Annotated in this window: 19 protein-coding genes and 1 pseudogene; 17 read left to right on the forward strand and 3 right to left on the reverse strand. The window is 38.7% G+C overall.

Features of this window, described 5'->3' with window-relative positions; translation table 11 throughout:
* Positions 1 to 277: 277 nt before the first annotated feature.
* The 4 genes from K8089_RS12535 (at position 278) to K8089_RS12550 (ending at position 6681) form a co-directional block, all read left to right on the forward strand.
* Positions 278 to 2419 (forward strand): S46 family peptidase, encoded by a 2142-nt coding sequence (locus K8089_RS12535; protein WP_237603637.1) that lies wholly within the window; start codon positions 278 to 280, stop codon positions 2417 to 2419.
* Between the two features lie 111 nt (positions 2420 to 2530).
* The gene (locus tag K8089_RS12540; RefSeq protein WP_237603638.1) at positions 2531 to 3412 is read left to right on the forward strand and encodes a DUF808 domain-containing protein; all 882 of its coding nucleotides are present in this window, start codon (positions 2531 to 2533) and stop codon (positions 3410 to 3412) included.
* 140 nt (positions 3413 to 3552) lie between these two features.
* Positions 3553 to 4092: a hypothetical protein gene (locus K8089_RS12545; RefSeq protein WP_237603639.1), complete on the forward strand. Its 540-nt coding sequence runs from the start codon at positions 3553 to 3555 to the stop codon at positions 4090 to 4092.
* Positions 4093 to 4275: 183 nt separating this feature from the next.
* Complete coding sequence (locus K8089_RS12550; RefSeq protein ID WP_237603640.1) at positions 4276 to 6681, forward strand: TonB-dependent receptor; 2406 nt, start codon at positions 4276 to 4278, stop codon at positions 6679 to 6681.
* A gap of 968 nt (positions 6682 to 7649) precedes the next feature.
* Here K8089_RS12550 and K8089_RS12555 read toward each other — a convergent pair.
* Positions 7650 to 7958: an STAS domain-containing protein gene (locus tag K8089_RS12555; RefSeq protein WP_237603641.1), complete on the reverse strand. Its 309-nt coding sequence runs from the start codon at positions 7956 to 7958 to the stop codon at positions 7650 to 7652.
* Positions 7959 to 8333: 375 nt separating this feature from the next.
* On the opposite strand from K8089_RS12555, the gene K8089_RS12560 reads away from it, so the two are divergent.
* The 6 genes from K8089_RS12560 to K8089_RS12585 all read left to right on the forward strand — a co-directional run bounded on the left by K8089_RS12560 (position 8334) and on the right by K8089_RS12585 (position 14823).
* Positions 8334 to 9971, forward strand: coding sequence for an ABC-F family ATP-binding cassette domain-containing protein (locus K8089_RS12560; RefSeq protein WP_237603642.1), 1638 nt, complete (start codon positions 8334 to 8336; stop codon positions 9969 to 9971).
* Between the two features lie 194 nt (positions 9972 to 10165).
* A complete protein-coding gene (locus tag K8089_RS12565) occupies positions 10166 to 12394 on the forward strand; it encodes a PAS domain-containing sensor histidine kinase (RefSeq protein WP_237603643.1) in 2229 nt (742 codons plus the stop codon).
* Positions 12395 to 12534: 140 nt separating this feature from the next.
* Positions 12535 to 12951, forward strand: coding sequence for a response regulator (locus K8089_RS12570; RefSeq protein WP_237603644.1), 417 nt, complete (start codon positions 12535 to 12537; stop codon positions 12949 to 12951).
* A gap of 78 nt (positions 12952 to 13029) precedes the next feature.
* Positions 13030 to 13740, forward strand: coding sequence for a flavodoxin family protein (locus tag K8089_RS12575; protein ID WP_237603645.1), 711 nt, complete (start codon positions 13030 to 13032; stop codon positions 13738 to 13740).
* A gap of 106 nt (positions 13741 to 13846) precedes the next feature.
* The gene (locus K8089_RS12580) at positions 13847 to 14338 is read left to right on the forward strand and encodes a DUF4251 domain-containing protein (protein ID WP_237603646.1); all 492 of its coding nucleotides are present in this window, start codon (positions 13847 to 13849) and stop codon (positions 14336 to 14338) included.
* Between the two features lie 107 nt (positions 14339 to 14445).
* On the forward strand, positions 14446 to 14823 hold the full coding sequence (locus K8089_RS12585) for a PH domain-containing protein (protein WP_237603647.1): 378 nt from the start codon (positions 14446 to 14448) through the stop codon (positions 14821 to 14823).
* Between the two features lie 83 nt (positions 14824 to 14906).
* Here the strand turns inward: K8089_RS12585 and K8089_RS12590 are convergent, their stop codons facing one another.
* Together K8089_RS12590 and K8089_RS12595 are read right to left on the reverse strand one after the other, a co-directional pair.
* The gene (locus tag K8089_RS12590) at positions 14907 to 15290 is read right to left on the reverse strand and encodes a DUF3037 domain-containing protein (RefSeq protein ID WP_237603648.1); all 384 of its coding nucleotides are present in this window, start codon (positions 15288 to 15290) and stop codon (positions 14907 to 14909) included.
* A pseudogene (locus K8089_RS12595) lies at positions 15268 to 16048 on the reverse strand (HipA family kinase). Before K8089_RS12595 ends, K8089_RS12590 begins: the two are co-directional and overlap by 23 nt.
* A 142-nt stretch (positions 16049 to 16190) precedes the next feature.
* Between K8089_RS12595 and K8089_RS12600 the strand changes: the two are divergent.
* The 7 genes from K8089_RS12600 (at position 16191) to K8089_RS12630 (ending at position 23798) form a co-directional block, all read left to right on the forward strand.
* A complete protein-coding gene (locus K8089_RS12600) occupies positions 16191 to 17666 on the forward strand; it encodes a potassium/proton antiporter (RefSeq protein WP_237603649.1) in 1476 nt (491 codons plus the stop codon).
* A 225-nt stretch (positions 17667 to 17891) separates the two neighbouring features.
* A complete protein-coding gene (locus K8089_RS12605; protein ID WP_237603650.1) occupies positions 17892 to 18080 on the forward strand; it encodes a hypothetical protein in 189 nt (62 codons plus the stop codon).
* A gap of 56 nt (positions 18081 to 18136) precedes the next feature.
* Positions 18137 to 18655: a DUF3124 domain-containing protein gene (locus tag K8089_RS12610; protein ID WP_237603651.1), complete on the forward strand. Its 519-nt coding sequence runs from the start codon at positions 18137 to 18139 to the stop codon at positions 18653 to 18655.
* A gap of 169 nt (positions 18656 to 18824) precedes the next feature.
* Complete coding sequence (yaaA, locus tag K8089_RS12615; protein WP_237603652.1) at positions 18825 to 19586, forward strand: peroxide stress protein YaaA; 762 nt, start codon at positions 18825 to 18827, stop codon at positions 19584 to 19586.
* Positions 19587 to 19715: 129 nt separating this feature from the next.
* Positions 19716 to 20510, forward strand: coding sequence for a polysaccharide biosynthesis/export family protein (locus K8089_RS12620; RefSeq protein WP_237603653.1), 795 nt, complete (start codon positions 19716 to 19718; stop codon positions 20508 to 20510).
* A 3-nt stretch (positions 20511 to 20513) separates the two neighbouring features.
* Positions 20514 to 22982 (forward strand): exopolysaccharide transport family protein, encoded by a 2469-nt coding sequence (locus tag K8089_RS12625; RefSeq protein WP_237603654.1) that lies wholly within the window; start codon positions 20514 to 20516, stop codon positions 22980 to 22982.
* Between the two features lie 450 nt (positions 22983 to 23432).
* Positions 23433 to 23798 (forward strand): endonuclease domain-containing protein, encoded by a 366-nt coding sequence (locus K8089_RS12630; RefSeq protein WP_237603655.1) that lies wholly within the window; start codon positions 23433 to 23435, stop codon positions 23796 to 23798.
* The last annotated feature ends 456 nt before the right edge of the window (positions 23799 to 24254 follow it).

Below are 24254 nucleotides of genomic sequence, written 5' to 3' on the forward strand. Positions count from 1 at the left end.
AAAATCCAAGTCTTTAAATAAGGGGAAGGTGGCCCCCGGACGAATTTTTAATTTTTGATCAGAATTTTGAATCGGGGGTCGGAAGGGGTTTTGTCATAATTAGGCACGGAAGGTAATTCACTCTTAACAAAAAGTTAAAGTTCCATTGTTTTGAAGTTTTTTGGAATGCTGAAAGCACGATAAATGGGGAATCCGATTATATTTACCGAGCGATAAATTCACCTGTATTTTTAGGGTTTTTATCCCAATTTGTTAAATATTAAATCTTACCATTCTAATGAAAAAATTAATTATTTGTTTCCTACTTGCTGCTTTCGCACTGCCTGTTCAGGCCAACGAAGGTATGTGGTTTTTAATGCATATTGAGCGGTTAAACTACCGCGATATGCAAAAAATGGGGCTTCAACTTACGCCCGAAGAAATTTACAGTATAAACAATGCCAGCTTAAAAGATGCCATTGTACAGTTTAACCGTGGGTGTACTGCCGAAATAATTTCAGACAACGGCCTTGTACTAACAAACCATCACTGTGGTTACAGCCAAATTGCTGAACTTTCTACCGCCGAAAACGACTACTTGACCAACGGATTTTGGGCAGGAAACCACAGCGAAGAATTAAAACCAAAAAGCCTTTCGGTTCGTTTCTTTGTTAGAATGGACGATGTTTCTAAACGCATTCTAAGTTTAGTTAATGAGAATATGACTGAATTAGAACGTGAAGCTACCATCAATAAAGAAATTGCCAAGATTGAGCAAGAAAACAACGAAGGCGGAAAATACACCGTTTCGGTAAAGTCTTTTTACCAAGGCAATGAGTTTTACTACTTTGTTTACCAAGATTACAACGATGTGCGTTTGGTAGGAACTCCTCCAGCCAGCATTGGAAAATTTGGTGGCGATACCGATAACTGGGAGTGGCCACGCCACACTGGCGATTTTTCACTTTTTAGAGTGTATGCCGATAAAGACGGAAACCCTGCAGAATATTCAGAAGACAATGTGCCGTTAAAGCCAAAATACCACTTAAAGACGAGCATTAAAGGTTTTGATGAAAACGACTTCGCCATGATTCTTGGATACCCAGGAAGAACAAACCGATGGATGCCTGCTGGCGGGATTGAGCAAAACGTAGAGTACGCATACCCGGCGTGGGTTGAGGCTTCAAAAACGTCTATGGATGTTATGAAGGATTATATGGATAAAGATCAGCAAGTAAAGCTCGATTATGCTTCAAGCTATGCATCTATTGCCAATTATTGGAAAAACCGTCAAGGAATGATCGATGCGCTAAAACAGCACAAAACTGCTGAAAGCAAACGGAAAGATGAAAAAGCTTTTCAGAAATGGGCCGATAAAAAAGACAATAAAAAATACGCCGATGTAATTCCCGTAATTAACAATTACTACGAAAAAACAAACGAAGCGAGTCGGCACGATAATTATTTAAGACTGTTGCTACGTACTAATATGGCAATTCTTCCGTATCGTTTAGGGGGCGCTATCGACTATTATTTGCAGCAAAACGAAGCTAAACAAGCTGAGGTAAAGCCTAAAATAGAAGCAGAAATAAACAACCTTTACGACGGACTTTACCTGCCTTTGGAAAAAGATGTTTTGGCCGCACAATTAAGACTTTATTCTACCAAAGCTGAAAACATTGCGCCTATGGTAGCACGTCTTGCCACGGCAAACAACGATAGCGAAACAGGTTGGGAAGACTATTTAAACACCGCTTTTGAAAACAGTATTTTTGAAACCAAAGAGAAATTGGAAGCTTTTATGGCGAATCCAGATGCCGAGGTTTTAAAGAACGATCCATTGTATCAACTTTCTGTAGATTTATTAGCGCGTTACCGTTTTAAAACTGAAGAGGAAAAGCAATTAGACAACGATTTTGAGCGTGCATACCGAATGCTGGTTCAAGGAATGCGTTTGCAAAACCCAGATAAAAAATACTATCCAGATGCTAACAGCACCTTGCGTTTAACCTACGGAAAAGTTATTGCTTTGCCTGCCGATGAACGCAACGATGCCGATAAAAATTACTACACAACCCTAAAAGGAACTGTAGCAAAATACCAACCCGGCGATGCTGAATTTGACATGCCGCAGGAACTAATTGATCTTTATGAGAAAAAGGATTTTGGTCAATATGCCGATAAAGATGGGTATTTGCCAGTAAACTTTTTAACCGATAACGATATTACCGGTGGTAATTCAGGTTCGCCAGTATTAAATGGAAAAGGAGAACTAATTGGTTTAGCGTTCGACGGTAACATTGAAGCCATGGCGGGCGATGTTATTTTTGATGATCAATTGCAACGTACCATCAATGTAGATATTCGTTACGTACTGTTTTTAATAGATAAGTTAGCTGGTGCGAGTCATATAATTGATGAGCTTACCTTGGTAAAATAAATTCACACATATTTTAAAATAGATTTTAAAAACCCTACAAATCACTGCTTAGATTTGTGGGGTTTTGTTTTTCTTTGTGTTTCATTATTCAATAAAAACAGATATTATTAAATGGCTTCAGGAATTTTTGCAATTTTAGACGATATCGCCGTTCTCTTAGACGATGTAGCATTAATGAGTAAGGTTGCCGCCAAAAAAACGGCTGGTATTTTGGGTGATGACTTGGCCGTGAATGCCGAAAAAGCTTCGGGATTTGCTTCTGCAAGAGAGATTCCTGTACTTTGGGCAATTACCAAAGGTTCGTTTTTAAACAAATTGATAATCCTTCCGCTTGCGTTTTTGCTCAGTGCGTTTCTTCCTGCCGCAGTTACCGTAGTTTTAATACTTGGGGGATTATACTTGGCCTTTGAAGGAGCCGAAAAAATTTATGAATTCTTCTTTCCACACGCTCATTCCAAAGAATCTTTAGTGGCGGAAGATATTACCGAAAGTGAAATATTAGCCATTGAAAAGGAACGTGTAAAGTCTGCAATTGTCACCGACTTTATCCTTTCGGTCGAAATTATAATCATCGCCTTGGGTTCGGTAGTGGAACAAGCTTTGCTTACCCAAATAATTGTAGTTAGCCTTATAGCAATTGTAGCCACAGTGGGGGTTTATGGCATTGTTGCGCTTATAGTTCGTATGGACGAACTCGGTTTCAAATTAATAAAATACAGCAAAAACAAAAAGAGTTTTTCAAAATGGTTGGGATTGCTTTTAGTACAAGCGTTGCCCAAGGTAATTAAGTCTTTAACGGTAATTGGCACCATTGCTCTTTTATTGGTTTCGGGTGGTATTTTTGTGCACAATATTGATTTCTTTCACCATTATTTGCCCAATATTCCTTCACTAATAAATGAATTTATTGTTGGATTGTTGGTTGGGTTTATTTGTTTGATGATAGTAATGGCTTTCAAAAAAATGTGGGGATTGATTAAAGGGAATAAATAAATTCTGAAAGAAGGGATTTCTTCAATTATATATTGAAATATATCTTCCAAGTTTTTGATTAAAACCCAAAGAATAAATTCTAAAATGGTTTTACTTATACTTTCAATTTCACGACATTTGAATTCTCTTAGCATTTTAAATTGAAGAAACGAATTGTCGCCATATCATTTCTATTTGTATTATTCGTCCCGGCGGCAGCGATGTTTTTATTTCTTCACTATCAAAAATCGAGCATCAAACGCGAAATTAAGTGGAAGATGATTGCCGGAATTGACGAAGAGGAATTGGTGCTTTTAAAGTTTTCAAAAGAAGAAACGCAAACAAAACTGCGGTGGGAACACTCAAAGGAATTTGAATACAACGGGCAGATGTATGATGTGGTTTCCAAAGAGATAAAAGGCGATTCCATTTTTTACCGCTGCTGGTGGGATCACGACGAAACCGCCCTCAATAAAAAGCTTCAGAAATTGGTGGCAGACGCCTTTGGCACAGATAAAAACAATCGCAACAATCAGAAGCAACTATACAATTATTTTCGATCTTTTTTCTGTACCGAACTTTTTGATTGGCACGCTTTGCCAACCGAAATACCGACCGAAATATTTGAAAACATGCTGTACGCCGCTAATTTTACTTCGCTGCGGTTCAGTCCGCCCACGCCTCCACCTAAGTTAAGTTAACTTTCAATTTTTGAATAAATTCTTGTTGTCATATTAGTTTGGCAGCAATGAATTTTTATACGGTTTTAGAAGAAACGTGTTTTAAAAATCAAGGTGTTAAGCCTATGTGGTTCAGAATTTAATGAATCTAATAATACGTATCTTCAAACCTTCAGTTAACTTAATACAAGCCAATTAAAAAAAATGAAAAAATTATATATTATATGGTTATTGTTGGGTTTTGTGGGATCCACTTTCGCCCAAACCATAACTGTAAAAGACGCCGAAACCAATGAGCCTATAGAGTTGGTTACGCTCAGCAGTCCGCATTCTAAACAGTACGCCACCACCAATGCAAAGGGGCAAGCAGACATTAGCGCTTTTAAAAATGAAGAAAAGATTGAAATTCGCACCTTGGGATACAAAACGCTTATAAAAAGCTACAACCAATTGCAAGCCGAAAATTTTAATGTGAAGTTGGAAGTTTCAAATTTAAATTTAGATGAAGTAGTAATTTCCGGTTCGCGTTGGCGGCAGAGTAGCGACGATGTGCCGGCAAAAATAATTTCTATTTCAACCAAAGACGTTGCCTTGCAAAATCCGCAGACCGCAGCCGATCTTTTGGGTATTTCGGGAAAAGTATTTATTCAGAAAAGTCAGCAGGGGGGAGGTAGCCCTATGATACGTGGCTTTTCAACCAGCCGTTTGCTTTATTCGGTCGATGGAATACGTATGAATACGGCAATCTTCCGATCGGGAAATCTTCAAAATGTAATTAGTTTAGACCCCTTCGCCGTTGAAAATACCGAGGTGGTATTTGGCCCGGGATCGGTAATTTACGGCAGTGATGCCATTGGCGGGGTTATGAGTTTTCAAACTTTAACTCCGCGTTTATCGCTAACAGATGCACCATTAATAACGGGGAAAGCAAATGTGCGTTACTCATCTGCCAACAACGAAAAAACTGGTCATTTTGATGTAAATGTGGGTTTTAAGAAATGGAGTTTTCTTACAAGTATAAGTTCTTTTGATTATGATAACCTTCGCCAAGGAAGCCATGGACCCGAAGATTATATTAGAGATTATCACGTGCAACGGCAGGACAGTACAGATGTAATTATTACGCAGGAAGATAAATTGTTGCAGATTCCAACAGCCTATTCGCAGGTGAATATGATGCAGAAATTTAGATTTAAGCCCAATGAAAAGTGGGATTTTCAATATGGGTTTCACTATTCCGAAACTTCAAATTACGGTAGATACGATAGGCACCAGCGCGTTAAAAATGGTACGGCGCGTTATGCCGAGTGGGATTACGGACCACAAATATGGATGATGAACAATTTGAGTATTGGTTATAATGAATCTAATTCAATCTTTGACCAGATGAACATCCGTTTGGCGCATCAATGGTTTGAGGAAAGTAGAAAGGATCGTTCTTTTAACAAGCCAGACCGAAACATAAATGAAGAAGAGGTAAGTGCCTACTCCATAAATGCCGACTTTATAAAAGCAACTGGCGAGCGAAACACAATATTTTACGGCCTTGAATATGTTTTAGATGAGGTGAATTCCGTTGGCAAAGTAACCGATATTACCACGGATAAAACCGTACCAGGACCCGCGCGTTATCCCAACAGTACGTGGCAATCTTTGGCGGCTTATATAACCGATGAGTTTAAGGTTACAGACCGTTTTACGCTGAGTGGTGGTGCCAGATACAATCACGTTTTGTTGGACTCAGAGTTTGATACTACTTTTTATCCCTTTCCTTTTACCGAAGCCAGTTTGAGCAACGGTGCCTTAACAGGGAGTTTGGGAGGCGTTTATCGCCCCACAAATACATGGGTTTTAAGCGCCAATTTAGGCACTGCCTTCCGCGCACCGAATGTTGATGATGTGGGAAAAGTATTTGATTCTGCCCCCGGGCAAGTGGTAGTGCCAAACCCAGATTTAAAACCTGAATACGCGTATAATGCAGATTTGGGAGTGGCCAAGGTTTTTGGAGACGTGCTTAAAATAGACGTTACAGGATATTACACCCATTTAAAAAATTCATTATTACGACGCGATTTTAAACTGAATGGACAGGATAGTATAATGTACCAAGGCGAAATGAGTAGGGTACAAGCCATTCAAAATTCGGCGGTGGCAAATATTTATGGGGTGCAATTTGGGCTTGAATTAAAATTGCCCAAAGGTTTTGGATTTAGTACAGATTTCAATTTTCAAAAAGGAAAAGAGGAACTGGAAAATGGCAAAAAAAGCCCCGTGCGACATACGGCGCCATTTTTCGGAATCTCTCGTTTAAATTACAAAGCCCAAAAATTAAATATGGAAGTGAATTTACTATTTAACGGTAATCGTGATTTTGACGATATGCCCGATGGTGAAAGGACCAAAACAGAAATTTATGCCTTAGACGCAAACGGAAATATCTATTCGCCGGCTTGGTATACTTTAAATTTTAAAGGACTTTATAAATTGAGCGAGACACTTGATGTAAGCGGCGGTATTGAAAATTTAACCGATCAGCGGTATCGACCTTATGCTTCGGGAGTTTCTGGTGCGGGAAGGAATTTTATTCTCGGTTTAACCGCGCACTTTTAATTTTATACAGATTGAATTTTAGTTTGTGAAAAGCAATTATGATGGTACAACTAGAAACTATTAGTTTTATATTGTTGAAAAAAATGGTTAATCATAACATAATAAGATAGTTATAGTTGTGGAACTTATGTATATTTGATTAAGCCTTTTGGCTTATATCTCCCCAATTAATTAAAAGAACCCACGCCAAATTTGGTGTGGGTTCTTGATTTTAACAAATGTGCACTAAAAAAGAGGAAAGGGTCGGTCAAGAAAATACTTGACGCAAACCCTTTCACTCATCAACTAACTATACAAACCAAAGAATAGTCAAACACGCGATTTACGCTTTTTCATCTGTTTCTCTTCCAGCTTTTTTAATATTTTTTCTTGTTTTAATGCTTTAGCATCTTTAGCAGAAGCTCTAAGATTTCTACCTTTTGCCATTTTATCAATTCTTAAAAATTAACAACATAACATCCCAGCTTCACCTTTAAAATAAATTTTTATAACGAGTTTAAAGCACCGATAATTTCGGTGTAAATAATGGATGTATTTTTTGAAAAAGGAAGCCGTTACGGCACACTCGCGGGTGCGCCTTAATTCGGGAAGATAATCTTCAGCTTAAAAAATGATACTAACGATTTCCGCAGCCCTGTTAGGTTACAAATGCTCTTAGAAAGTTGAATTAAACAGGGCATAGCGAAAACTTTATTAAAACAGTATTGTTCGATTAAAAAACATATTTTGTCCCTACGGGAGACATTTACTTAGTCGTCACCTCTTAATTACCAATACTTTGCCTCGATGAGGCAGTATGCCGTTAGGCATTAAATATGGGTAAAAAAATAAAGCCCCGTCAATTCCTAGTCGAGTAGGAACTACATATAATATGGGGTTTTCAAAAGTTAGTCATTACTTTTATCGGGCAACAATGTAATTAAAAGTAAACATATACAATTTTTTAGAGGAAAGCAAATTGAAACATCCTACGCGTTCGCTCTCGGGATTTTATTGTAATAACGAATGCCTACATAAGTGAAGATTCTTTTTACCATATTATTTTTTCTACAAAACAATATTATTTCCTTGTTGTTTTCGCGGGCTGTTTCAGTAGTTAAATAGAGCATATAAGCACCGGCAATATCGAGCTTTTCTAGCAAGTCTAAATCTACAATTAAAGACGAGGTATTATCCAGCGCGCTTTCAATTCGGTATTGAACTTCAGAAAGATTTCCGCTGTATAATTTTCCTTCTAAACTTAAAAATCGATTGGTTAAAAAACTCTGCAATATCATACTAAGTGATTTAAATTATTGATCACATAGGTTTGCGTAGGGATTTGAGGATATGCCCGATTTGAGGAAAAAAATTTAAAGAAACGTGAAGATACAAAAAGCTGAATTAATTAACGCCGCAAAACCTGTGCGAAGATTACTACTATTTATAAGTTTTAACTCACTAATTTCTTGAAATACACACAACAACTTCCTATTTACCGTCTGCCAATTCACTTCTTTTTAATAGTTTTGCAAACTTTAAAAATGACTTGAGACGGAAGGACATAAGACGTATGTGGAGGCAATGCCAAAAAAGCATTCTAATCATTTTGAAGAGTGCCATACGTCCTACGAATTATAGTTTTACGTCATAAAAAAACAACACATTAGAATATGATTTCAATAGATGGTTTAGCGGTTGAGTTTAGTGGTGATACACTTTTTAGCGACGTTTCATTTGTAGTAAACGAAAACGACAAAATTGCCCTAATGGGGAAAAACGGCGCGGGGAAAAGTACAATGATGAAAATTATTGCCGGCGAACAAACGCCAACGCGCGGCAATGTGCGTACTCCAAAAGATGCCGTGATTGCCTATTTGCCGCAGCATTTATTAACAGATGATACTGCAACAGTTTTTGAAGAAGCCTCAAAAGCCTTCAAGCAAATTTTTGAAATGCGGGACGAAATGGATCGCCTAAACAAAGAGCTGGAAACCCGCACCGATTACGAAAGCGACGCCTATATGAATATTATTACCAAAGTGGCAGAGCTCGGTGAAAAATATTACGCTTTGGAAGAAATAAACTACGAGGCCGAAGTAGAAAAAGCCTTGCGCGGATTGGGCTTTAAACGAAGCGATTTGCACCGCCCAACTTCCGAGTTTAGCGGTGGATGGCGCATGCGTATTGAATTGGCAAAGCTGCTACTTCAAAAACCTGACTTGATTTTGCTGGATGAGCCCACAAACCACGTAGATATTGAATCGGTAATTTGGCTTGAAGATTTCTTGCTGAATAAAGCCAAAGCGGTAATCGTAATTTCGCACGACCGAAAATTTATAGACAACATAACCAATCGCACGATTGAGGTTACAATGGGACGCATTTACGATTACAAAGCCAATTACAGTCACTATTTGCAACTACGAGCGGAAAGAAGGTCGCATCAAATAAAAGCCTACGAAGAACAACAGAAATTTATTGCCGAAACCCAACAGTTTATCGAGCGGTTTAAAGGCACCTACTCTAAAACCAATCAAGTAAATTCTCGCGAAAAAATGCTTGAAAAGTTGCAGCTAATTGAAATTGATGAAATAGATACTTCAGCTTTGGCACTTCGATTTCCACCTGCACAACGCAGTGGTGATTATCCGGTTGTTGCAGAGGGGCTTACTAAGAAGTACGGCGATTTGGTGGTTTTTAGCGACGCCAACATGAGTATTTCGCGGGGTGAAAAAGTGAGTTTTGTAGGCAGAAATGGCGAAGGAAAATCAACTATGATAAAAGCCATTATGGGCGAAATTGACTTTGAAGGCACTTGTTCTTTGGGCCACAATGCCAAAGTGGGATATTTTGCGCAAAACCAGGCCGCACTTTTAGACAAAGATTTAACGGTTTTTCAAACGGTGGATGAAGTTGCAAAGGGTGAAATTCGCACGCAAATAAAAAACATTCTCGGTCGTTTTATGTTTAGCGGCGACGATATCGATAAAAAAGTAGGCCTGCTTTCGGGAGGAGAAAAAACGAGGTTGGCAATGGTAAAGTTGTTGTTAGAGCCAGTAAACGTTTTAATTCTCGATGAGCCAACCAATCATTTAGATTTAAAATCGAAAGATGTATTGAAAGAAGCACTGCTTCAATTTGACGGCACTTTAATTTTGGTATCGCACGATCGCGATTTCCTTCAGGGGCTTTCAGAAAAAGTATTCGAATTTAAAGACAAACGCGTAATTGAGCATTTTGAGAGTATAGACGATTTTCTTCAACGTAATAAAATTGAGAATTTGAAGGAGATTGATTTGAAGGTGTGAAATCTTCTTCAGTAATCAATAAATTTAATTATAAACAACTGCAATTATTAAATTGTCGATATTTCAAATAAATTAAAAAACCACGATGCTTTTAATACTTCAAAGTAAAAATAGCTTTAGAAAATTTATAGAATAATGCGAAATTACCTACAGATTAGTATATTGCATACCTTAGAGAGAAGATAGAATAAAAGTTGAAGAAAGTCGGCGATAATAAATACAATCAGTTTTACGAAATGCTGTTAAAGGCGCCGTCTGCCGTTGGCATGGTAAAAGGCGAAAACCATGTTTACGAAATGGTTAATCCGCTTTACTTGCAATTAATGGGCAGAAAAGATGTGATAGGAAAAACTGTTGCCGAAGTCTTTCCCGAAATGGAGGAGCAGGGCATTATAGCGCAATTAGATCGTGTATATCAAACTGGTGAAACCTACAATGGGAAGGAAAGGTTGATTAAGGTAGCAAACAAAGATACTGGCGGCTATGCCGATTTTTATTTAGACTATGTTTATCAGCCTTATATAGATAATGACGGTTTAATTGCCGGGGTTTTCTTCTTTATAAACGACCGCACTGAACAAGTAACCACAAAGAAAAAAATAGAAAAAAGTGAAAGCCAGTACCGTCGTATTGTGGAAACTGCGCAAGAGGGAATTTGGTTGCTCGACGAGTTTGGCAGGACAACCTTTGTCAATAAAAAGTTATGCGAAATTCTTGAATATTCTGAAGTAGAAATGTTGGGGAAGAAGAATTCATTTTTTATGGATGAAGCTTCCAAACGGCAAGCTTTGAAGGCATTGGAAAGAAGAAAAAGGGGAGTTGCCGAAAGTCTGGAGTATAAGTTTATTTCTAAAAGTGGAAAAAAAATTCTTACAAAAGTAGCTGCCAATCCAATCTTTGACGATGCTGAAAATTTTAAAGGCTCGCTGGGCATGGTTTCAGATATTACTGAGAAGAAACATTTGGAAGAACTCTTAGAAAAATCGAACAGACTGGCAAGAATTGGAAGCTGGGAGATCGATGTTGAAAAGAACACGGTATATTGGTCTGATATTACGAAGGAAATTCGTGAAGCCCCGGCCAATTTTATCCCCGATCTCAGCACGGGTATTGGTTTTTTTACCGAGGGCATCAATCAGAAAATTATCGCACAACGCGTTAAGGAATGCATGGAAAACGGAACTCCGTGGGACGAGGAATTGCAGTTCAAAACATTTAAAGGAAATTTAAAATGGGTGCGAACCATAGGAGAAGCTGTTTTTACCAATGGTAAGTGCAGCAAAATATACGGCTGTTTTCAGGATATTACGGAGCGTAAAAATGCGGTCAATAAAATATTTAGGAGCGAGGCTAAGCTAAAAGTGGCACAGACCATTGCCCAAGTAGGCAGTTGGGAAGTAGATATATTTACCAATACACATACTTGGTCTGACGAGATTTATAGAATTCTGGGGATGGACAAAAGTGTTGTGCCATCTGCAGAAACGTTTTTAGATTTTGTGCATCCAGACGATAGGCCAATGGCATCTAAACGCGTGGCAGAGGCATTTGCCAAACACCAGGATTCTTCGTTTTATTTTCAGTTTTACAAAGAAAATGACGAACTGGGTTACGGTTTAACCGAATGGCGGTTTGAGTTTGATAAAGCAGGAAACCCCTTGTATATTTCGGGAATTTTACGCGACTTAACCAAGGAGAAAAAAGCTGAGAATGAACGCCTTAAAATGATCTCGGACTTGCACCAGCGCAATAACGATTTGGAGCAGTTTTCGTATATAGTATCGCATAACCTACGTTCGCCAGTAGCTAATATTATTGGTTTAACCGAAGAGTTAAAAGACGAGTCGCATAGTGCCGAAGTAAAAAAAATACTGGGAGAAGCCCTCATTTCAGATGCCCATCGGCTTGAAAATGTAATTGGCGACCTCAACACCATATTACAAACCAAAACCGAAATTACCGAGCGGAAGGAGCTGGTAATCTTTTCAGATTTAACACACGATATAGAGCTGAGTATCAGTAATCTTATTCAAAAGGAAGAAGTTGCCATTACAACTGATTTTTCGGCAATTGATGAATTCAACACTATAAAAAGTTATCTGCAGAGTATCTTTTACAACCTTATTTCAAACAGTATTAAATTTAGGCAACCCACCGTTAGACCGTTGATTGAAATTAGTTCGCAGCTCTCTAAAAATAAATTGATTTTAACTTTTAAAGACAATGGCAGCGGAATTGACCTAGAGAAAAAAGGCGACGAGGTTTTTGGGCTCTATAAAAGATTCCACGCCGATAGGGAAGGAAAAGGAATGGGATTGTACATGGTAAAAACCCAAGTGGAAACCTTGGGCGGGAAAATCTCTGTTGCTAGTAAAGTAAATAGTGGCACTGTGTTTACAGTTGAATTTGAACACGATGCATAGACTTATATCCGTGTTAAATATTATAAATGTATTTGTCTGCCTATAACAATTAAGTATATTTATCGGCGATGACTAAATAAAATTTAAAAAATGCCATTTTAAAATGTGCAAATCCCCTCTTCTATTTTAATAACCTACCCATGAATTTACCCAATCGATTTATAGTTGTTGATGATGATCGTATTAGTAATTTAATTTGCGAATTGGCGTGTCGCAGGTTTTCTTCCCTTCCGGAGATCAAAACCTTTTTAGACCCTCATGAAGCGCTTAGTTTTATAAAGGACGCCTATACCAATTCACAAAATAGTACACCAACAATGCTTTTTCTAGATATCAATATGCCAGTGATATCGGGTTGGGATTTTTTAGACATTTTTAATGAATTGCCGCCACACATTAGGCAACAGTTCAGTATTTATATACTTACTTCCTCTCTGGAGCAGAGAGACGTAGAAAAGGCCGAGGCACATAAATATGTAAAAGGTTTGTTGAGTAAACCCCTTTCGGCAGAAACCATTGAAGGTATTTATTCTGAAGATATATTTATCACCAAATAGCTAAAACTTCGGTTTAATTTGGGCCAGGCTTTGTCACTATAAGGGGTATATATTTATAAGTTTTAAAATTTTTATATTATGGAGAAACCAGATTTTTCAAAACTCAAAGCACTTTATATTAACTGCACCCTCAAGCAATCGCCACGTATGAGTCATACACAGGGTTTAATGAATGTTTCACAAAATATAATGGAAGCCGAAGGGGTTTCTTTTGAAAATATTCGTTTGGTAGATCATGCTGTTGCTAATGGTGTATATCCAGATATGACGGAGCACGGCGCCAAGGAAGATGCCTGGCCAGAAATATGGAAGAAAGTAGATGCCGCCGATATTTTAATTATTGGCACCCCCATTTGGCTGGGTGAAAAATCGTCTGTTGCCACAAAATTAATAGAGCGTTTATACGCCATGAGCAGTCTTCAAAATGATAAAGGACAATATTATTTCTACGGAAAAGTGGGTGGCTGTATTATTACCGGAAACGAAGATGGTATTAAACACTGTGGCATGGGGATTTTGTATTCGTTACAGCACGTGGGTTACAGTATTCCGCCACAGGCAGATTGTGGCTGGATAGGTGAAGCTGGCCCCGGCCCCAGTTATAGAGATGAAGAAAGCAATGCCAAAAACAACGATTTCACCAATAGAAATACCACTTTTATGACTTATAATGTGCTTCATTTAGCAAAGATGCTAAAGGAGCAGGGTGGATATCCTAAATACGGAAACTCCCGTAAAGAATGGGATGATGGTACCCGCTGGAATTTTGAAAACCCGGAATATCGTTAATTGAACCGCAGTTTTTCTATTAAAGCAATCCGTGCTTTTATTGAAGAAGGTTGATAGCCAATCCATTTCGGCACAGTGCTTGCTTCTTCAATAAAAAACTATAATTATGAAAACACGAAATATTTTATTTGCCGTGCTGTTTAGTTTTATTCTTGGCGGTGTAAACGCTCAGGATAAAACAGCCAAAGCACAACTGGCTCCCAAAGCTGAACAGAGTACAACTGAAGTCTTATTGAATTCAAAAACCTTTGAATTTATTGCTAACACGATGTATCCGATGGGGCAACCTTCAAAAAATTTAGTGGGTAGTGATTATTCCGTGACCTTTTCTCCAGAAATGATTGTAAGCAATATGCCGTTTTACGGGCGATCGTATAGCGCTTTGGCAATTGGGAAAGACAAAGGAATGCGTTTTAAAGGAGCCCCCGAAGATTTTACTGTCGAAAAAATAAAGCGAGGCTATGAGGTAAAAACGAAAGTGAAAAATGACAGAGATACATTTGCACTAGTTTTAACCGTTAGCGATTCGGGATATGCCACACTTTCCATTTCAACAAATGATCGCGAAACTATAAGTTATCACGGGGAAGTTCGGTAGTTCTTAGGCGGTAGTCGGTAGTGGGTAGTCGGTGGTCTTTAGTTTGTAGTCAGTAGCTGGTTGTGCTGGCTGCTTACACAATTTTTCTCAACTTTTAAATTGACATAATGAGTATTTTCAATAAAATATTAGGAAACGCAAGCGAAGTTTCTTCCGAAAAATTAAATGAGAAATACAGTCGGCTTTTAATTGAAGACGAGGTGGTGGAGGTAGGTTTCAAGCTTTTTCGCGATGTATTTATGTTTACAAACAAACGCCTAATTTTAATAGACGTACAGGGTTTAACCGGAAGTAAGCAGGAATACAAATGTTTGCCCTACAAACACATTTCGCGCTTTTCGTTGGAAACTGCCGGCACATTTGATCTTGACGCCGAACTAAAAATCTGGATCAGCAGCGAAGACGCGCCAACGGTGAGCAAAAAATTTAATAAAAGCATTGATATTTACGAAGTGCAGAAATATTTGGCTTCGAAAGTTATGTGATTTTTCGTTTTTAACGGGTTCATCGATCGCATTAAGCCAAAAATTTGTGTCTTGGAGGTAAACAGAAATATTCGCTGTTATTTTTAAAGCACCAATTCTTCAAAAAGTCTTTCCAAGGTTGCATCAAGGTCGTTGCTAAAACCATTGTGTGGCCGCGAGGTTTGCAGTGATGAACTGCGTTGCGCGGTAAGCCATCGGAACCTATCGGGTTTTTCCCACTGCGCCAAAGAGCCGCCTTCTTTTGAACCCAAGCAAATTTTTTCGAAAGCGTTGAGGTTTTTTTCAATTTCTTCCACTTCCAATTCGCAGGGGAAAAGTTTTAGTTTTTCGGTGTCTATGTGGTATTTGCAATTTAAATACTTTGCACCCTTGCTAAAAAGAATGATCCCCACATTTAGGAATTCCTCGCGCTCAACACGGGGCACCAAACGTATTACCGCATATTCATACAAGTGTTTTCCGGGCATCCTGAATTTGTTTTACAAAGTTGTTTGCATGCTTTCTTCGTTGTACTAAAAATTGAAAATACACTGCTCTTATTTCTTCGGCTTTCATTTCAACATCTTCCCAATCTAACCATTCGGTGGGGATGAGGTTGGTGATTTCGCGTAATTTTTCATCGGGAAGCAGCGCAATCATTTTATCGTTTATTTCTTCAACTAAGGTTGCTTGCGGCAACAGCACGTGATCTTTTATATACGGAAACGGACTCATAGCCGCCTTTTCCCAATTGCTCCACGAATGGTGAAAATAGAAAGTAGCGCCGTGGTCAATCAGCCATAATTCCTTATGCCAAATAAGCATATTGGTGTTTTTTACCGTGCGATCTATATTGGTGAACAATTTTTGAAGCTAAATTTTCATCTAAAGTTGTTACAACGGGATCAAAAGTTAATGCTCCCGAAAGAAAATGCAATGCTAAATTAAGACCTTGGCTACCCTTCAGCAAATCTTGAATCTCCTCGTCGCCTTCACTGCGACCAAAGGCTTCGTCGAGGTTTGCGAAAACCAACTCCGGGACTTTTAAACCTAAGGTGCGCGCAATTTCGCCCCCAAGCAATTCGGCAATCAGGGCTTTAACTCCGTGACCTGCACCGCGAAATTTTAAAACGTATTTAAAATCGTCATCGGCTTCGGCCAAAGCTGGTAGCGAGCCCCCTTCCCGAAGTGGCGTTATGTAGCGTGTAACGTTTACCGAGCGCAGTTCTATTTTCTTCGTTGTCATTGCCTACAAAATTAGGCTTATTTGTGAATATTAAGCCGAAAATTTTAATGCGATGCTTTTCTAGGCTTTAAAAAACAGATTCTAGATATTTTTAAAAGTATAAATTCGTATTTTGCAGCAAACGTAACTAAACCGAAAGCTATTGAATTTAACCATTGAAAACATTCTACTTGTAGGCTCTATTTTACTTTTTATAAGTATTGTTGCCGGTAAAACTTCGTATAAATTTGGGGTTCCCACCTTAGTGCTTTTCTTGGGAATTGGTATGCTGGCCGGTGAAGATGGTATAGGTATAAGCTTTAACGATCCACAAATTGCGCAATTAATTGGTATAATTTCATTAAACTTTATCCTCTTTTCGGGAGGGCTTGATACAGATTGGAAAGCGGTAAAACCCATTATGAAAGAAGGTTTTATTCTTTCTACGCTTGGGGTTTTCTTGACGGCCGTTGGGCTCGGAACCTTTGTTTACTACCTTACCGATTTCACAATTTACGAAAGTTTACTCTTGGGAAGTATTGTTTCCTCTACAGATGCGGCTGCCGTGTTTTCTATTTTGCGTTCCAAAAATTTGGCGCTCCGGGCAAATTTACGGCCCACTCTTGAAATGGAAAGCGGAAGTAACGACCCCATGGCGTATGTGTTAACCATTGCATTTTTGGGGTTGGTAGTCAATCAGGATCAAGGGTTGGCATCAATGATTCCGTTGTTTTTTCAGCAGATGATAATTGGTACTATTGCTGGTTTTGGTTTTGGTAAATTGAGTAAGATTATTATAAATAGAATAAACCTAGACTTTGAAGGGCTTTACCCCGTACTGGTAATTGCATTGATGTTTATCACCTTTTCGGTAACCGACTTTTTCGGTGGAAACGGCTTTTTGGCAATTTATATTTGCGCCCTCTTTTTGGGGAATCAGTATCTAATTCACAAGAAAACCATCCTAAAAATGTACGATGGTTTGGCGTGGCTCATGCAGATTGTACTGTTCTTAACTTTAGGGCTTTTGGTGTTTCCGTCGCAGATTGTTCCGGTGATTGGGATTGGACTTATAATTTCGCTGTTTTTAATTTTTATTGCGCGTCCGGTAGCGGTTTTCGTCAGTTTGATATTTTTTAAAATGAAGTTGCGCAGACGGTTTTACATCTCGTGGGTTGGCTTGCGCGGCGCCGTGCCCATTGTATTTGCCACCTATCCGTTATTAGCGGGAATAGACAAGGCAAATATGATTTTTAACATTGTATTTTTCATTTCGTTAACCTCTATTTTAATTCAGGGAACTACACTTTCGGTAGTTGCAAAATGGTTAAATGTGAGTATTCCGGCGACCGATAAAATTAGAACACCTTCAGAACGATTTTTAGAAGAACACCCCAAAACCGAAATGCGGGAGATTGGTATTGCAAGCGGAAACAAAATTGTTGGGAAGAAAATTGTAGATATTGAATTTCCCAAAACCGCTATTATCGCGATGATAAAAAGAGACGAAAAATACATTACTCCCAATGGCGGAACTGTAATTAACGGCGAAGACGTGCTTATTGTGCTTTCTGAAAATAAAAAGGGAATTAAGAAAGTTTTTAAAGCCTTAAATATTCGCGAATTTTCGGCTGCTTAAACGCTAAGCTTTCAATATAATATTTAAAATATTTAAGGGCGAATTATATTTTAAAGGAATATGAAAAATAATATGCGACTATTTTTTTTGATGTTGTTTTGCTCGACGACTCTTTTCGGTTAAGATATTTCAATCGGGAAGCGCGATAAAGTATATTCTGAAATTCTGCAACAAGACCGTGAGTTCAAGAGATTTATAGAAGCCGAACAGCTTTTAAACGAAGCATTGGCCATCAATCCAAACAGTTTTGGGAGTTATGATATTTTGGCCAAAGTGAAAATGGCGAACGGCAATAAAACTGAAGCAAACAAAGCTATTGACCAAGCAATACGTCTCGCAAACCAGCTAGAAGCTAGGCAATGGCAAATCAACGAACTTTTGGAAACAGAGTCTGAAATCAATAAAAAGCCGTAGTTTTAATGTGAAAATAAATCGGCAAAGGAATTAGCGTGAAAAACCTGTTTAAAATATTGCGAATTACAAGCTTTCTATTTCTTTTGGGAATGTTCAGCAGTTGCGAAGAATCCAAGGAGATAAGCTCCTACCATCCCAACCATTGGGAAGATCACTATGTCAATTCCGAAACTTTTGGGAAGACAAGTGATTCGCTAATTGTGGGGAAATCGTATTTGAGTATTTACTCGCATATCTACAGCATTTCAATGGAAAAATCGCAGAATTTAACTGCCATGGTCAGCCTTCGAAATGTGAGCGATACAGATACAATCTACATTACAAAGTCCGACTACTACAACACAAAAGGGGAATTGATTCGCAGTTATTTCAAAAAACCCATTTTTTTAAATCCGTTGGAAACCGTGGAAATTATAATTGACGAAACAGATAATCACGGAGGCAGCGGCGCCAATTTTATTTTTGAATGGACCACAGAATCCACCACGCCCGAGCCGTATTTTGAAGCGATTATGACTTCACTTCGCAGTTCGCAGGGATTGAGTTTTACCACGGTGGGGAGACGGGTTGAGTGAAAATGCCAAATTTTACAAATCTCAAATCTCAAATCTCAAATCACAAATCGCAAATCGCAAATCACAAATTCCAAATCCACGAATTAACGAATCAACCAAACAACAATTCCCGAATCAACGAATCTCAATTCCCAATAGTTTTCGTTATTTTTGAAGAAAAAGAATTTTAATGAAAATAGTAGTTTCCCCGGCAAAAACGCTGGATTTTGAATCCAAACTTCCCACCACTCGCGCTACCCAACCCAAGTTTTTGGAAGAAGCTGAAATGATAAATAATAAGTTGGAACGGAAAAGCAAAAAAGCTGTTTCAAAATTAATGGACATCAGCGATAAACTTGCCGAACTCAATTATCAGCGTTACAAAGAATTTAGTACTCCCTTTACCAAAGAAAACGCCCGTCCTGCGGTTTACGCCTTCGCTGGCGATGTATATACTGGCTTGGATGCGTATTCAATTCCTTTAGAAAAAATAGACCTTTTACAGGATTCACTTCGCATACTTTCAGGAATGTACGGATTGCTACGGCCTTTAGATTTAATGCAACCCTACAGACTGGAAATGGGCACTAAATTGTCTGTAAATAGAAAAAAGGACTTGTACGCATTTTGGAAAAAAACACTCACCGAAACGTTGAATGACGAATTGGAAGAGAATGAACTTTTCTTAAACCTGGCGAGCGTAGAATATTTTAATGCTATTGATGAGAAGAAATTGAAAGTGCCGGTTATTTCTCCAGTTTTTAAAGATTTCAAAAATGGGGAACTCAAAATTATTTCCTTCTTCGCCAAAAAAGCAAGGGGCAGTATGACGCGTTTTGCAATCGACAACAATATTAAAACCGCGGACGATTTAAAAGCATTCGACTACGACGGTTATGGGTATAGTGAAGAATATACCGAAAACGCACAGGAGCCTGTTTTTATTCGGTAATAGAAATACAGTAAACCTATTGTTTTTCACAATGGGTTGCTCATTTTCTAATAAAACCGCCTTTCCCGAAAATATGTTTCATTATTAAATGCGTTACTTTATATTTGTTCATTATCAACCCTGCCCTTTATGAAGTTTGCGTATTTATTGTTGTTTATGTTTGTCGCGGTAAGTTTCACATCTTGTGTAACCACCAAACAGCTTACCTATTTACAGGAAAATGCAAACGGCAGCGACACTTTAGCATTGTTGAGAAAGAAGCAGGAGCCGTACCGACTTCAAATAAACGATCTTTTAAGTATTCGCGTAAAGGCATTGGACCAGGAAACAGTGGGTATTTTTAACCCAATAAACGACGACAATCCCAATGTTACCGGAGAGGAACGATTGTATTACGACGGCTTTAAAGTTGACGATCACGGTAACATTCGCATTCCGAGTTTAGGGGAGATAAACGTACTGGGTTATACGGTAGATGAGGTGCAGGAGATGCTGGAAGAACGCTTGTTGCAAGATTATTTTAAAGCCGAAGCCAACGTATTTGTTACTGTAAAACTGGCCGGAATTCGATATACAATTAACGGGGAAATAAACGGTCCCGGTTCCAATATTATTTACCGCGACCAAGTGAGTATTATGGAAGCTATTGCCAACAGTGGCGATATAACCTTAACCGGTGACCGAAGTGATGTTGTTATTATTAGGCAGTATCCCGCAGGGCAGAAAGTGCATCACATTGATCTTACAAAATTAGATGCGATGAATTCGCCTTATTATTACATAAAGCCGAACGATTTAATTTTAATAAATCCGCTGCCCCAAAAATCATTGGGCACGGGAACCACCGGACTGCAATCATTCACGACTATTATTTCAATTACAACAGCCTTGGTAACAACCATATTGTTGTTTACCAGATTATAAAATATGAGCGAGGACTTCGAAAAAAATGAAAACCCCATCACCTTTGATTTTAAAGGTTTTCTCTTGCGGCTTTTGCACCACTGGCCGTTGTTTTTAGTTTCGTATATTATTGCTTTTGGCATAGCGTACTACGTGAATGTTCGCAAACTGCCAATTTATATTATGGAGAATACGATCTCTATAAAAGACGATCAAAACCCTTTTTTTACCAGCAATACCAGTCTTACTTTTAATTGGGGCGGAACTACGGACAAGGTTAACACCGCTGTTATTTCGTTGCGGTCGCGATCGCACAACGAAAAAGTAGTAGAACGGTTGCAGTATTATATGACGTATTTGCGAGATGGCAAGTACCAACAAGTAAATGCCTATAAGCAAACCCCTTTTGTTGTAGATGTTGATGCTTCAAGGTCACAGATGCTAAATGAGCAAATTAAAGTTGTTTTTAAAGATTCTATTAATTTTGAATTGAGCGTCGCTTTTGAAACGAGTAAAAACATCAGCCTACAGAATTACAGCAATAAGGAAATTAGCACTCAATTTATTGATGCTGGCACCTATTCGCATTCGTATAAAATTGGGGAGCGTATTCAGTTGCCTTTTTTCAGTGGCACATTTAGAGCAAATCCTGATGTTGTTTCCAGTCCCGGTACGCCTTATTATATAGTTTTTAGAAATTTTGATGGGGTAGTGCAGCGCTATTCAGGAATTCGGGTTGATGCCGAAAGCAAAGGTTCTTCGGTTTTAAACATGCGACTCACCGGAAATAACAAGGCCGAGCTGGTTGATTATTTAAATGCGTCGGTACGTGTGTTAAGCGAAGATATGCTGGAGCGTAAAAATCTTTTCGCTACTAAAACAATTAAGTTTATAGATAGTAGTCTCGCTATTAAATCGGCTGAACTTTCTACGGTTGAAGATGAGTTAAACCAGTTTAAAAACAAAAATGCCATCTTCGATCTTGAAAGCGAGGGCACGGAAATAAATACGAAATTAAACGAATTAGATCTCCGCAAAGAAGCAGCTACCCGCGAATTGAATTATTACAACACCCTGGAAAATTACCTGACGAATAGAACAGATTACAAAGATGTGCCGGCACCTTCTGTTGCGGGCATATCGGAGGCTAGCGTAGTAAGTGGAGTTGGAAAAATAATTGCATTAGCCGAGGAGCGCAACAAACTTCAGTATTCTTTTAAGGAAGGAGCCCCTATTTTTAGCGATATAGACCGGCAAATCAATGCGGTGAAAACCGTGTTGTTAGAAAATATTCGCTCTTCAAAAAGTTTAAAGAATCAGGAACTCGCCTCTATTAATCGCGATATTGGCAAGTATGAAGCCGAAATACGAAAACTTCCGAAGGAACAGCAAGGCCTTTTAAATATTGAGCGACGCTACAATTTAAGTCAGGGGGCCTATAATCTATTTTTAGAAAAACGCAGTGAAGCAGGTTTGGTAAAGGCCGCCAATGTAAGCGATGTGATGGTGATAGATTCGGCGAAAGACACTGGCGGCGGACAAATTGGTCCGAATACGCAATTAAATTATATGATGGCTGCCTTGTTGGGCGGATTGTTTCCTTTTCTGTTTGTGTTCTTGCGTGTGTTTTTCGACACCAAAATTAGCAAGGTGAAGGACTTGGAGCGCGTTACATCAATTCCCTTGTTAGGAATTATCGGAAAAAGTCCGATAGATAGCAATTTAATCGTCCTTGAGAAACCGAAATCTGCTATAGCTGAAGGATTTAGGGCCTTGCGGTCTAGTTTGCAATTTATATATAAAAAGCAGGGAATAAAGGGGGCAAAGACGGTGTTGGTAACTAGTTCGGTAAGTGGCGAGGGAAAAACATTTTGCTCCATCAACCTTGCTTCGGTGTTTGCATTAAGCGAAAAGAAAACTGTATTGGTGGGCCTCGATCTTCGGAAGCCTAAGATATTTGGCGATTTCAATATCAATAATGATGTGGGAGTGGTGAATTTTCTAATAAATGAAGCGGATTTTGATGCTGTAATTCAAAAGACGGAAATCGATTATTTGGATGTTATCACATCGGGTCCCATTCCACCAAATCCTTCCGAATTACTAATAGGCGAAAAACTAGATGAACTAATTGATGGGTTGAAGGAGCGCTACGACTATATTATTTTGGATTCACCTCCTTTGGGAATTGTTTCAGATTCCTTAGAACTTATGAAACACGTAGATGCGACTCTCTATATGGCACGTTTTAATTATACGCATAAGAATATGTTTGCCTTCGTCAATGAAAAGTATAAAACTGGAGAGGTGAAACATATAAGTATTGTGTTAAACGACTATATGGAAAAATCGGGCCGCGTTTACGGTTATGGCTACGGTTACGGTTACGGTTACGGCTATGGAAGCTACGGAAATTACGGAACTGGCTATCACGACAAAGTAAAACCTTCTTCGGTTTTAGATAGGATTAAGCGGGTTTTTACACGGAAATAACATTGCCTACATCCTTGCGAAACATCCCCCTAAATCCCCCTTCAAAGGGGGACTTTTTGGCCTGTGATTAGGTTGGGGGTTTGGGTGTTTTGGGTTTTCTTTTCGCTTTAAATACGGTGCTCCTAAGCCTAACCACATTATAAATCAAATCCGAATCTACGCCTCCCTTTCAAGGGAGGTTGGGTGGGATGTTTTTTTTGGGGGTTGTTGGTTTTTATTGAATCTCGGCGAAACATCCCCCTAAATCCCCCTTCGAAGGGGGACTTTTGGCCTGTGATTAGGTTGGGGGTATGGGGGTTTTGGATTTTCTTTTCGCTTTGAATACAGAGTTTATAAATCTAACTCATTTTAAATTATATCCGAATCTAGCTCCTCCCTTTGAAGGGAGGTTGGGTGGGATGTTTTCTATTGTAGGGTGGGTTTAGGAGGAATGATTTTTAATATCTTTATATGGTGGCAAACAAGATTATTCCATATAATAAGCATCTCAAACCTATAGCAAGGGAACTTCGAAAGAATATGACACCTTGTGAGCAATTGATTTGGAAAAAAATTAGAAGGAAATCTTTGGGTTTAGAATTTCACAGACAAGTTCCGATATTGAATTATATTGTTGACTTTTATTGCCACGAAATCGGACTAGTTATTGAAATCGATGGTAGCGTACACGACCCTAATTTTTTAGAAGATGCGGAGAGACAAGGCAAAATGGAGAAGTACGGTTTGCGGTTTTTGCGTTTTTCCAATGATGAAGTATTAAATAATATGGAAAACGTTTTGGTGACAATTCGAAATTATATTGAAGAAAATACCTGAAACATCCCCCTAAATCCCCCTTCGAAGGGGGACTTTTGGCCTGTGCTTGAGTTGGGGGTAAGGGGGTTTTGGACTTGCTTTTTGTTTTAAATTAACCTTGCGAAACATCCCCCTAAATCCCCCCTTCGAAGGGGGACTTTTTGGCCTGTGCTTGAGTTGGGGTATGGGTGTTTTTGGATTTACTTATCGCTTTAAATACAGAGCTTACAAATCTAACCACATTATAAATAGAATCCGAATCTAGCCCCTCCCTTTGAAGGGAGGTTGGGTGGGATGTTTCGGTTTTGGGGTTGTTAGTTTTTATTAAATCTCGGCGAAACATCCCCCTAAATCCCCCTTGAAAGGGGGACTTTTTGGCCTGTGCTTGAGTTGGTGGTATAGGTGTTTTTGAATTTTCTTTTCGCTTTGAATACGGTGATCTTAAATCTAACTTCATTATAAATCAAATCCGATTCT

The organism is Aequorivita vitellina (assembly GCF_022008365.1).
GTDB classification, from domain to species: Bacteria; Bacteroidota; Bacteroidia; order Flavobacteriales; family Flavobacteriaceae; genus Aequorivita; species Aequorivita vitellina.

Excerpts from the sequence above, each read along its gene's own strand:
- K8089_RS12535 (WP_237603637.1), top strand. The coding sequence starts at position 278 with ATGAAAAAATTAATTATTTGTTTCCTACTTGCTGCTTTCGCACTGCCT.
- K8089_RS12540 (WP_237603638.1), top strand. The coding sequence starts at position 2,531 with ATGGCTTCAGGAATTTTTGCAATTTTAGACGATATCGCCGTTCTCTTA.
- K8089_RS12550 (WP_237603640.1), top strand. The coding sequence starts at position 4,276 with ATGAAAAAATTATATATTATATGGTTATTGTTGGGTTTTGTGGGATCC.
- K8089_RS12555 (WP_237603641.1), bottom strand. The coding sequence starts at position 7,958 with ATGATATTGCAGAGTTTTTTAACCAATCGATTTTTAAGTTTAGAAGGA.
- K8089_RS12560 (WP_237603642.1), top strand. The coding sequence starts at position 8,334 with ATGATTTCAATAGATGGTTTAGCGGTTGAGTTTAGTGGTGATACACTT.
- K8089_RS12570 (WP_237603644.1), top strand. The coding sequence starts at position 12,535 with ATGAATTTACCCAATCGATTTATAGTTGTTGATGATGATCGTATTAGT.
- K8089_RS12575 (WP_237603645.1), top strand. The coding sequence starts at position 13,030 with ATGGAGAAACCAGATTTTTCAAAACTCAAAGCACTTTATATTAACTGC.
- K8089_RS12580 (WP_237603646.1), top strand. The coding sequence starts at position 13,847 with ATGAAAACACGAAATATTTTATTTGCCGTGCTGTTTAGTTTTATTCTT.
- K8089_RS12585 (WP_237603647.1), top strand. The coding sequence starts at position 14,446 with ATGAGTATTTTCAATAAAATATTAGGAAACGCAAGCGAAGTTTCTTCC.
- K8089_RS12590 (WP_237603648.1), bottom strand. The coding sequence starts at position 15,290 with ATGCCCGGAAAACACTTGTATGAATATGCGGTAATACGTTTGGTGCCC.
- yaaA (WP_237603652.1), top strand. The coding sequence starts at position 18,825 with ATGAAAATAGTAGTTTCCCCGGCAAAAACGCTGGATTTTGAATCCAAA.
- K8089_RS12620 (WP_237603653.1), top strand. The coding sequence starts at position 19,716 with ATGAAGTTTGCGTATTTATTGTTGTTTATGTTTGTCGCGGTAAGTTTC.
- K8089_RS12625 (WP_237603654.1), top strand. The coding sequence starts at position 20,514 with ATGAGCGAGGACTTCGAAAAAAATGAAAACCCCATCACCTTTGATTTT.
- K8089_RS12630 (WP_237603655.1), top strand. The coding sequence starts at position 23,433 with ATGGTGGCAAACAAGATTATTCCATATAATAAGCATCTCAAACCTATA.